Genomic DNA, 9,164 nt, shown 5'->3' on the forward strand with positions numbered 1-9,164 from the left:
GGTTCGTGGCCCGCGAAAGGTCAGGTCCGACCCTCGCGCATCTGGTTCTGGCCACCCGGCTCAAGATCCTGCGCGAGGCGGCGGGACTGTCGCGCAAGCAGGCCGCCGACGCCCTCGGCGCACACCCGGTCACCGTCCGCCGGATCGAGCAGGCCCAGACGTCCCTGGACGAGGGCCAGGTCCGCTCGCTCCTCGGGGCGTACGGGGCACCGGACGCGGAGATCGAGGAGTACCTCGGTAAGCTCGCGACCGCCAACCTGCCCGGTTGGTGGCATCCCTGGCGCTCCGTCATGGACCCCTGGCAACTCGACCTGATGAGCGTGGAATCCGCGACCAGCATCATCCGCACCTGGGAACCGGCACTCGTCCCCGCCCTCTTACGCACGCGGGCCTACGCCCGCGCCGTCGACGACGCCCTGCGGCCCGATCTCACGGCCGCCGCCAAGGAGGCCCGCACCGAACTCCTCATGGTGCGCCAGGAGCGGCTGCGCACCCAGCACACCCGGATCTGGGCCCTGATGTCGGCCGTGGCCCTGCACACCCGCGTCGGCGACGAAGGGGTCATGGCCGAGCAGCTGACGGCGCTGCGGGCCGCCGCCGAGCGGGCGGACGTGACCTTGCAGATCCATCCCCTCGACGGCCCCCCGCACGCCCTGACGGGCAAACCGGCCATCACCGTCTACCGCGTCGAGGCACCGGAGATCCCCGACCGGGTGGTCCGCGAGGGCGGCCCGGTCGGCGCCGCCGACATCTGGGACGCGCCCACCACCGTGACCGACTACCGCCTGCTCCTTGACTACTCCTGCGCGACCGCCCTCCATCCCGACAAGTCGAAAGAGGCACTGTCATGACCGAGCCGACGGACCCGCTGCAGATCGACACCTCCGTCGCCCACAGCGCGCGGGTGTGGAACTACTGGCTGGGCGGCAAGGACTGGTTCCCCGCGGACCAGGCCGCCGGTGACGCCTATCGCGACAAGTACCCCATGATCGAGCCGATGGCCCAGGAGTCCCGCGGCTTCCTCATACGCAGCGTCACCTGGCTGGCGCGGGAGGCAGGGATCAGGCAGTTCCTGGACGTCGGCGCCGGGCTTCCCACGGCCAACAACACCCATGAGGTCGCCCAGCGCATCGCGTCCGACTCCCGGGTGGTGTACGTCGACCACGACCCGCTCGTCCTGCTGCACGTCCACGCGATGCGCAAGAGCACGCCCGAGGGCGCGATGGACTACGTACTCGCGGACATGCGGGACACCGACGCCGTCCTGGAGGGCGCCGCCAAGACCCTCGACATGGACCGGCCCATCGCCTTAGTGATCAATGACGTCCTCGGCCACATCGTGGACTGGGACGAGACGCTGTCGCTGGTGCGCCGGCTCGTGGCCCGCCTCCCCTCGGGCAGCTATGTGTCCCTGAGCCACTCCACCGCCGCCGACGAGCGGCACCGGGAGGTCCAGGAGGAGTACAACAACTCCGGCGCGATCCCCTACATCTTCCGGGAGCCGGAGCAGACGATCGCCTTCTTCGACGGCCTCGATCTCGTCGAGCCCGGCTATGTCTCCTGGCCCAACTGGCGGCCCGACGCCACCACCGGCCGGCTCACGCAGCGGGCCGGCTGGGGCGGGGTCGCCCGGATCTCATGACGACCGGTGGCGCGGGACGTCCACAGCACCTCGCGGGGCCCGCGCCCACTCCCGCCGCACCGGACCCGGCGAGCCAGTGGGTGCAGCGGCTGACGCGGGCGGCGGCGCGCTCCGGCGCCGTCCTGATCGCCGAGGCCGCCGCGCTCGCCGACGGCTGGGCCGCGCTCGTGGACCCCTCGGTCGGCGCCGTCCACAGCACCCCCCGTACCGCGGGGCCCGACGGCGAGCGCGCCGCCGCCCACCCGCAGGCCCATCCGCACCTCACCGTGCGGCACGTGGGCGACGCCTCCGGTTCCGTCCTCGTCGTCGGCCCCGGGCGAGCGCCCTGCGCCCACGTCGCCCTGATCGCCCAGGCCACCGCCGACCTGCTGCGGGTGCGGGCCCGGCGGGCGGACGACGTGCGCGGCACCGAGCAGCGGCTGCACGCCGCCGTACTGAACCTGCTGCTGCACGGCCAACACGCCCTGGCCGCCTCCGTCCTGGGCGACGGCACCGCGACGCACGCCACCGTGTACCGCCTCACCGGGCGCACCGTGCACGCCGCCTACCAGGCCCTGTGGCGGGCCGCGCAGCCCGGCGCGTTCCTCGGCGGCCCCCGGATGCTGGTCTGTCTGGACGGGACGGAGCTGGTGGCCGTCGCCCGGCACGGCGCGCACGGCGATCACACGTCGGCGCGCACCCTCGTCGCGCGCATCGCCGAACGGCACCAGCTGACCGGGGGCGCGGCGGAACCCGCGCCGCTGGACATGTTCGCCACCGCCTGGTCCGAGGCCGGGGCCGCCCGACACAGCGCCACCGCGGGCCGCCTCGCCGCCGCGAGCGGCCTCGGCGCGGACGGGCTGCTCCGGGTCGTGCCGGACGACCGCCTCGGCGCCTGGTCCGCGGCCGTCCTGCGGCCACTGGACCGGGAGCAGCGCCGGACCCTGGAGGCCTGGCTGCGGTCGGGCTCGGCACTGACGGCCGCGCCCGCCCTCGATGTGTCCGAGGGGACGGTACGCGCACGGCTGCGCACCGCCGCGGGCCTCCTGGCCGTCGATCTCGACCACCCGACCGTCCAGGCGCAGTTGCTCCTCGCGCTGCGGGCGCCGGCCGCTCCCCTGCCCGTACCCGCGCAGGCCGCGTCCGCCCCGGCGACCGCTCCGGTCCTCCCGGGCGCACCGCTCCGGACGACCGCGCCGACCCGCCTCCGCACCGACCCGCCGCTGCCCACCGATCTGCTCGGCCCGCAGGACGCGGCCCGCTGGGCGTCCGGGCTGCTCGAACCGCTGGACACCCGCTTCCGCATCACGCTCCGGTGCTGGCTGCGCCATCGGGGCCGGACCGCGCCCGCGGCCGCCGAGCTGGGCCTGCACCGCTCCACCCTCACGGCCTGGCTCGCGGAGTGCGGCAAGCTCCTGGACCTGGAGCTGTCGTCGGCGACCATCAGGACGGAGCTGCACCTGGCCGCAGAGACGATCGCCACCCCCGCCGACACTCCGGCGGCGCTGCCGCGCCGTGGGGGCAGGACCTATCGAGGGGTGCAGCGGTAGGCGCAGTCGGTCGGGCGCGGGGGCATGCGCGTCGGCTCCGCGCACCACCACGAAGGGCTGCTGCGCCTGTCCGCCCGGCCGAGAAACATACACACGTGCATGTATGATTGTTGGCAGCGGACGGCATCCGCCTCCGCGCAGCAGGACTTCGACCAGCAGCAGGACTTCGACCATCCGATTCGACGGACCGAGCGGAGCAGTCATGCCGACCCCGGACGCGCGAGGCGAGGCGCGGGAGAGTCCGGCCGCACCCGACGACACCGGCCGACGCCCCACCCAGGCCGATCGCAGCGCGCGCTCGCGCACGGCGCTCCTGGAGTCGGCCGCCCGGGGCCTGTCCCGCCACGGCTACGGCCATCTCAAGCTGGAGCAGGTGGCCCGCGAGGCCGGTTACACGCGCGGCGCGCTCTATCACCAGTTCAAGGACAAGCAGGATCTGGCCCTGGCCGTGTGCGCGTGGTTCCGCGAGACCTACTGGCACGAGGTGGCGCGCTTCGTCGAGCAGGAACCGGAGCCCGTCGCGGCGCTGCTCACCCTCGCCCGCGGCCACGCCGTCTTCTGCCGCCGTGACGTGGCCCGCGTCCCGATCGCGCTGCGCCTCGAGTTCAGCGGACAGGACCATCCCGTCGGGCGCGAGGTCGAGCGGAACTACGAAACGCTCCTCACCCGCTGCGCCGGCCTCATCGACGCCGGGCGCGCGGCGGGCACGATTCCGCCCGGCCCGCCGACCAGGACCCTCGCGCTCGCCTTCGTCGGCGCGCTCGAAGGCACCGTGATCGCCCTCGCCGGCCAGGCCCCGGACGACGAGCTGCTCGCGGCCCGGGCCGTCGCGGGCGTACTCGGACTCGCCCCCTCACCATCCCCCTCGCCCTCGCCCTCGCCCGAATCGGACTAGCCCCCTCGTCGTCACTGAAAACCGAGCAGACGGAGGTTCCACGCATGAAGCTCCCCGACACCGCGCACACGTCCCGCCCCTGGCGGATCCACGAGATCACGGCCGACTTCCGTCTCTACGACGTGTGGGCCCTGCCGACGCCCGGAGGCCCCGACGACTTCCCGCACCTGGTGCGGCAGACCACCGGGGGCGACACGTCCGACAACCCGTCCTGGATCGCCCGCACGCTGTTCGCGATCCGCTGGAAGCTCGGGAAGCTGTTCGGCTGGGACAAGCCCGACTCCGGGGTCGGCGCCCGGGTGGCGACGCTGCGGGACCGGCTGCCGGACGATCTGCGCGACGGCCCCTTCGGGCCGGAATTCGACCGTCTGCCCTTCCGGTCGGTCTTCCTCACGGACGACGAGTGGGCGTCGGAGATGAGCAACCGGACCATGCACGGGGTGATGCACATGGGCTGGGTGCCGGACGGCAAGGGCGGCTATCGCGGTCAGATGGCCGTGCTCGTCAAGCCCAACGGCCTGTTCGGGAAGGCCTACATGGCCGCGATCGCGCCCTTCCGGCACTTGCTGGTCTACCCGCCCCTGATGCGCGGCATCGCCGCCGAGTGGCGGGCCGACCCGCCGCAAGGCACCAAGCCCACGGCCTAGTTCGCGACTGCGGCGTCCCGGCGGGTCGGGCCACACAGGAGCCAAGGGCACCCGCCGGGCGACCACTGGCCGGTACGCCTCTCCCGTCTTGTCATGTCCACACCTACCTTGGTGAGTCGAAGCGGTTCTGCGCAGCAGTCCGCTTCGGGCCGACCCCCCACCAAGGAGGCAACCGTGTTCAGACGCATCGTCGTGGCCGCCGCACTCGTGGCCACGACCATCCTGGTTCCCGTCGCGCCGACGGCGGCCGGCGAAACCGCGCCGCCGCGCGCCCAGACCGCTCCGATCCCCACCGTCGGCGAGGAGGAGGCGGTCCATCTCGAACTCGGGTCCCCGGGGAACCCCGCCCGGCAGGAGATCCGCCACCGCGGAGCGGCGTACGTGAAGGTGCACTTCGCCCGCCTCGCGCTGGCCCCCGGCGACTATGTGACGGTGGCGGACCCTGCCGGACGCGAGGTGCACACGTACCACGGCGATCCGACGCTGAAGGCCGCCGCGCGCGGCGACTCCGGCTTCACGCGGCACGGCGCCACCGGCTTCGCCGCGATGTCGGTCGACGGCGACACCGCCGTGGTCACCCTGCACACCCGCGGCGCGCGAGGCTCGAAGGCCTCGATCGACCGCTACTGGCGCGGCTACGACAAGGCGGAGATCACCGCCAAGAACCCGCCCAGCGTGTGCGGCGCCGACGGCCGCCGTGACGCGGTCTGCTACAAGACCAGCCACCCCACGGAGTACAACGCGTCGCGCGGCGTGGCCCGCATGCTGAAGAACGGCGGCGGCTGGTGCACGGCCTGGCGCGTGGGCCGGGGCAACCACATGATGAGCAACAACCACTGCGTCAAGACACAGGCCGAACTCGACACCATCGAGGTGCAGTTCGACTACGACTGCGCGACCTGCGGCGGCAACGATCCGCGCCCCGGCACCAAGGTGGGCGCGAACGCCCTGCTCCGCACCTCGGCGGCTCTCGACTTCTCGCTGTTCAGCGTGGACAACTTCGACCAGATCACCAAGTTCGGCACGCTGTTCCTCGAGACCCGCGCGCCGGTCTCGGGCGAGCGGGCCTACATCGCCGGTCACGGCGACACCAAGCCGAAGCGCATATCCCTCTACGAGGAGGGCGACGGCGGCGCCTACTGCGGCATCAGGAACCCCCAGCTCGGCACCGAGGACGTCGGCTACTCCTGCGACACCTCGGGCGGCAACTCCGGCTCCCCGGTGGTGGCCGGATCCTCGCACAAGGTGATCGCCCTGCACTGGGGCGGCTCCTGCCCGCACAACGTGGGCACGCGCATGGACAAGATCTATCCGCAGATCCAGGACCTGGTGGACAACCGCCCCTAGCCGACGGTGCCCGAGCCCGGGAGCCGGGCCACGTGGGCATCGAACCAGACGCCCTGAACCGGACGTCCTGAACCCGACGTTCCGTCCCGGACGCCCCGACCGGGGCGTCCGGATCACGGCCCGCGAGGTGTCGGCGGCGGCTCCGTGCGGGAAGGAAGACCGGCGTGACTGATTCTGGTTCTGAGCGTGTGTCCGACGTCCGTACGGAGAGCGGGACGGTCCGCGGGCGGTGGGAAGGCGGGGTGGCCGTCTTCCGGGGCATCCCGTACGCGCAGCCGCCGGTCGGCCCCCTGCGGCTGGCGCCGCCCGCGCCCGCGCTGCCGTGGGAGGGCACGCGGCACGCCGACGCCTTCGGCGAGTCTCCCCCGCAGTCCCAGGCCTTCGGCCCCATGGGAGGGCCCGAGAGCGCGGCGGGATCCGGGGACTGGCTGACGGTGAACGTCTGGACACCCGATCCGGGCGCGGCGGGGCTGCCCGTGCTCGTGTGGATCTACGGCGGGGTGTATCTGTTCGGCACCTCCGACGGCCCGACCTATGACGGCACGGAGCTCGCCCGGCGCGGCGCCGCGGTCGTCACCTTCAACTACCGCCTGGGCGCGGAAGGTTACGGCCACTACGAGGGCGCGGTGCCCAATCGCGCCCTGCTGGACCAAGTGGCCGCGCTCCAGTGGGTGCGGGACAACATCGCGGCCTTCGGCGGCGACCCGGGCCGGGTGACGGTCTTCGGGGAGTCCGCGGGCGCGGGCGCGATCGCCGCGCTCCTTGCCATGCCCCGCGCGAACGGGCTCTTCCACCGAGCCGTGGCACAGAGCGTGCCGGGCCCCTTCTACAGCGCCGCCCTCGCCGCGGACGTCGGGACCGCCGTCGCGGCCGAGCTGGGGGCGGCCCCGACGGCGGCCGCCTTGGCCGCGGCGACCCCCGAGGCGCTGCGGGACGCGGCCGACGCGGTACTGCACAAGATCGCCCAGTACGAGCCTCAGTGGGGGCAGGCGGCACGCGCGCGCATGCCGTTCGCTCCTGTGGTCGACGGCGAGGTGCTGCCCCGCTCGCCCTGGGAGGCGCTCCGGGCGGGGCAGGGCGCGGATGTGACCCTGATGGCCGGTCACACCCGGGACGAGACGAGGCTGTTCACCGCGCTGTCGGGGCAACTCGGCCTGGTCACACGGGAGGAGGCCGAGGAGACGCTGGCCTGGTTCGCTCCCGGGGACGCCGGTCGGCGCGCCTACCGGACGGGGCAGGCGGCGGACGACCCGACCACGCTGCGGGACCTGGTGATGTCGGACTGGCTGTTCCGCATGCCCAGCCTCCATCTGGCCCAGGCCCACGCCGAGGGCGGCGGCTCGACGTACGCGTACGAACTCGCCTGGGAGGCGACCGGGATGGGCGGCGTCCTCGGCGCCTGCCACGGGCTCGACGTACCGCTCGTCTTCGGCACGCTGCACGGCGGGATCGCCACGCTGCTCCTGGGCGACGCACCGTCCGACGAGGCCGTCTCGCTCTCGGACCGGTTGGGGGCCGCGTGGACGGCGTTCGCCGCGACCGGCGACCCGGGCTGGGCCCCGTACCGGGTCGAGGAGCGCCTTACCCGTGTCTTCTGCGCGGAACCGCACACGGCTCCCTACCCGGAGGAGGCGTCCCGTCTGATCTGGGCGGACCATGTGTTCGCCACGCTGGACACGACTCCGACGGCGGACTGAGCCCGCCCCGGCGTCCTCACGCGGGATTGCAGCACTCATGCGTCGGGGTGGGTCACCGGGATCGGTGGAGCAGGTGCCGTTGCTGCCGCTGAGGCTGTCGGCGCCGGAGTATCCGGCAGTACCTATTCCGCCCCCTCGGACGGCCAGTTCTGCCGCCAGAGGCCACGTCCCACGATGTGCTGGAGCTCCCGCACGAACTCGCGGCGCGCCTGCTCCGTCATGTGGCCGCGCACCACGAGCCAGGTGAACCGTCCCTGGCTCTCCACCGGAACCACGGCCCTGCCGCCCGGCAGCCAGTCGACGAACTCCATGTCGAATTCCGCGCGCGGCTCACCCGGCTCGCCCGCCTCGTCGCATCGCTGCGCCTTGTCGTCTGCCATCTCAGCCCTTCACGGCCACACTCGTCACCGCCGCACGACAGAGACCGTGAACGGTGGGATCCGGCTGCGCCCCTGGACAGCGGGTCACCGACTGTGCCACACCGACCACCCGGCGGCCAGAGCGAGTCACCACGTACGGGTGCCCGGCGCTAATCCGGCGCGCCCTCGCTGCGGGCCCGCCTGCGGGCGAACGTCTCCGCGATGTCCGCCAGTTGCCGGCGCTCGGCGTCCGACATCTCCTCGATGTGCGCGGCGAGCACCCGCGTCGTACGGTCCGCGCTCCATACGTACGCGGTCAAACCGAGGAACTGCGCCGCCGCGGCCTCCTGGAGCACCCGCAGCGGCAGCGCGAGGCCCGTCGCCAGGGCGCGCAGCAACGCCGGGGGCGGGGCGTCGATCCCCCGGCTCTTCTCCACCTTGGAGATCCACCCGAACCGGGCCTGCTCACCGGTCTCCGGGTCGACGGACCGTGCCTCCAACTCCCGGAGGCTGATGCCCAGCTCGGCCCTGCGCTCGCGCACGAGGTCGTTGAAGTCCGTCCGGTCCTGCTCGCCCATGAGGCTCATCCTGCCTGCTTGTCGGCCTGCCCCTTCCTACGCCACCCGTGGTGGGTGCGCCATCCCCTCGCGGGCCCGGGAGGCGAATCCGCAAAACCGCGTGCGTTTTCGTAGACGTCCTGTATACGAGAAGGGAACGGCCGAGAAGCAGTCAACGCCGACGAAAGAGGCGCCGATGACGTGGGCACACATCGATGAGCGGTTCCCGTGGAACTGGAGGGTGCGGTTCCTGTCCGACGGGGCGTTCCGTCTCTACGTGTCCGCGATCTGCTGGTCGGCCGCGAACCCCACCGACCGCGTCATCACGTCGAGGGAACTCAGGCTCGTGGTCGACGCGCGGGCTCCGCGGCGCCAGGCCGAGGAACTCGTCGCGGCCGAGCTCTTCGAGGAACTCCCCGGCGTCGGCTGGCGCGTCCACGACTACCACGACTAGGGCCTGTCCGATGGGTCGGCGTGGCGCCGCGCCGACC

The 9,164-nt window shown here is 73.0% G+C and carries 10 protein-coding genes; 8 read left to right on the plus strand and 2 right to left on the minus strand.

What is annotated here, in order from left to right; all coding sequences use genetic code 11:
- The first annotated feature begins 5 nt into the window (after positions 1-5).
- The 7 genes from ACFVHO_RS37865 to ACFVHO_RS37895 all read left to right on the plus strand — a co-directional run bounded on the left by ACFVHO_RS37865 (position 6) and on the right by ACFVHO_RS37895 (position 7,757).
- Entirely contained in the window at positions 6-851 is an 846-nt protein-coding gene (locus tag ACFVHO_RS37865) for a helix-turn-helix domain-containing protein (protein WP_385725041.1), read from the plus strand.
- Positions 848-1,642: an SAM-dependent methyltransferase gene (locus ACFVHO_RS37870; RefSeq protein WP_385725043.1), complete on the plus strand. Its 795-nt coding sequence runs from the start codon at positions 848-850 to the stop codon at positions 1,640-1,642. The genes ACFVHO_RS37865 and ACFVHO_RS37870 overlap by 4 nt, the downstream gene beginning before the upstream one ends.
- Positions 1,639-3,171 (plus strand): helix-turn-helix domain-containing protein, encoded by a 1,533-nt coding sequence (locus ACFVHO_RS37875; protein ID WP_385725045.1) that lies wholly within the window; start codon positions 1,639-1,641, stop codon positions 3,169-3,171. Before ACFVHO_RS37870 ends, ACFVHO_RS37875 begins: the two co-directional genes overlap by 4 nt.
- A 202-nt stretch (positions 3,172-3,373) precedes the next feature.
- A complete protein-coding gene (locus ACFVHO_RS37880; protein WP_385725047.1) occupies positions 3,374-4,066 on the plus strand; it encodes a TetR/AcrR family transcriptional regulator in 693 nt (230 codons plus the stop codon).
- Between the two features lie 44 nt (positions 4,067-4,110).
- A complete protein-coding gene (locus tag ACFVHO_RS37885; RefSeq protein WP_385725049.1) occupies positions 4,111-4,713 on the plus strand; it encodes a DUF2867 domain-containing protein in 603 nt (200 codons plus the stop codon).
- A gap of 174 nt (positions 4,714-4,887) precedes the next feature.
- A complete protein-coding gene (locus tag ACFVHO_RS37890; RefSeq protein ID WP_385725051.1) occupies positions 4,888-6,060 on the plus strand; it encodes a trypsin-like serine peptidase in 1,173 nt (390 codons plus the stop codon).
- A gap of 164 nt (positions 6,061-6,224) precedes the next feature.
- Complete coding sequence (locus ACFVHO_RS37895) at positions 6,225-7,757, plus strand: carboxylesterase/lipase family protein (protein WP_385725053.1); 1,533 nt, start codon at positions 6,225-6,227, stop codon at positions 7,755-7,757.
- Between the two features lie 122 nt (positions 7,758-7,879).
- Here the strand turns inward: ACFVHO_RS37895 and ACFVHO_RS37900 are convergent, their stop codons facing one another.
- Both ACFVHO_RS37900 and ACFVHO_RS37905 read right to left on the minus strand, forming a co-directional pair.
- Positions 7,880-8,137, minus strand: a complete 258-nt coding sequence (locus tag ACFVHO_RS37900; protein WP_385725055.1) for a hypothetical protein — start codon at positions 8,135-8,137, stop codon at positions 7,880-7,882.
- 149 nt (positions 8,138-8,286) lie between these two features.
- Complete coding sequence (locus ACFVHO_RS37905) at positions 8,287-8,694, minus strand: XRE family transcriptional regulator (RefSeq protein ID WP_385725057.1); 408 nt, start codon at positions 8,692-8,694, stop codon at positions 8,287-8,289.
- Between the two features lie 175 nt (positions 8,695-8,869).
- Here ACFVHO_RS37905 and ACFVHO_RS37910 point away from each other — a divergent pair, with 175 nt between their 5' ends.
- Entirely contained in the window at positions 8,870-9,127 is a 258-nt protein-coding gene (locus ACFVHO_RS37910; protein ID WP_385725059.1) for a hypothetical protein, read from the plus strand.
- The last annotated feature ends 37 nt before the right edge of the window (positions 9,128-9,164 follow it).

This window comes from Streptomyces sp. NPDC127108, assembly GCF_042677545.1.
Classification (GTDB): Bacteria; Actinomycetota; Actinomycetes; order Streptomycetales; family Streptomycetaceae; genus Streptomyces.

Excerpts from the sequence above, each read along its gene's own strand:
- ACFVHO_RS37870 (WP_385725043.1), top strand. The coding sequence starts at position 848 with ATGACCGAGCCGACGGACCCGCTGCAGATCGACACCTCCGTCGCCCAC.
- ACFVHO_RS37875 (WP_385725045.1), top strand. The coding sequence starts at position 1,639 with ATGACGACCGGTGGCGCGGGACGTCCACAGCACCTCGCGGGGCCCGCG.
- ACFVHO_RS37880 (WP_385725047.1), top strand. The coding sequence starts at position 3,374 with ATGCCGACCCCGGACGCGCGAGGCGAGGCGCGGGAGAGTCCGGCCGCA.
- ACFVHO_RS37885 (WP_385725049.1), top strand. The coding sequence starts at position 4,111 with ATGAAGCTCCCCGACACCGCGCACACGTCCCGCCCCTGGCGGATCCAC.
- ACFVHO_RS37900 (WP_385725055.1), bottom strand. The coding sequence starts at position 8,137 with ATGGCAGACGACAAGGCGCAGCGATGCGACGAGGCGGGCGAGCCGGGT.
- ACFVHO_RS37905 (WP_385725057.1), bottom strand. The coding sequence starts at position 8,694 with ATGGGCGAGCAGGACCGGACGGACTTCAACGACCTCGTGCGCGAGCGC.
- ACFVHO_RS37910 (WP_385725059.1), top strand. The coding sequence starts at position 8,870 with ATGACGTGGGCACACATCGATGAGCGGTTCCCGTGGAACTGGAGGGTG.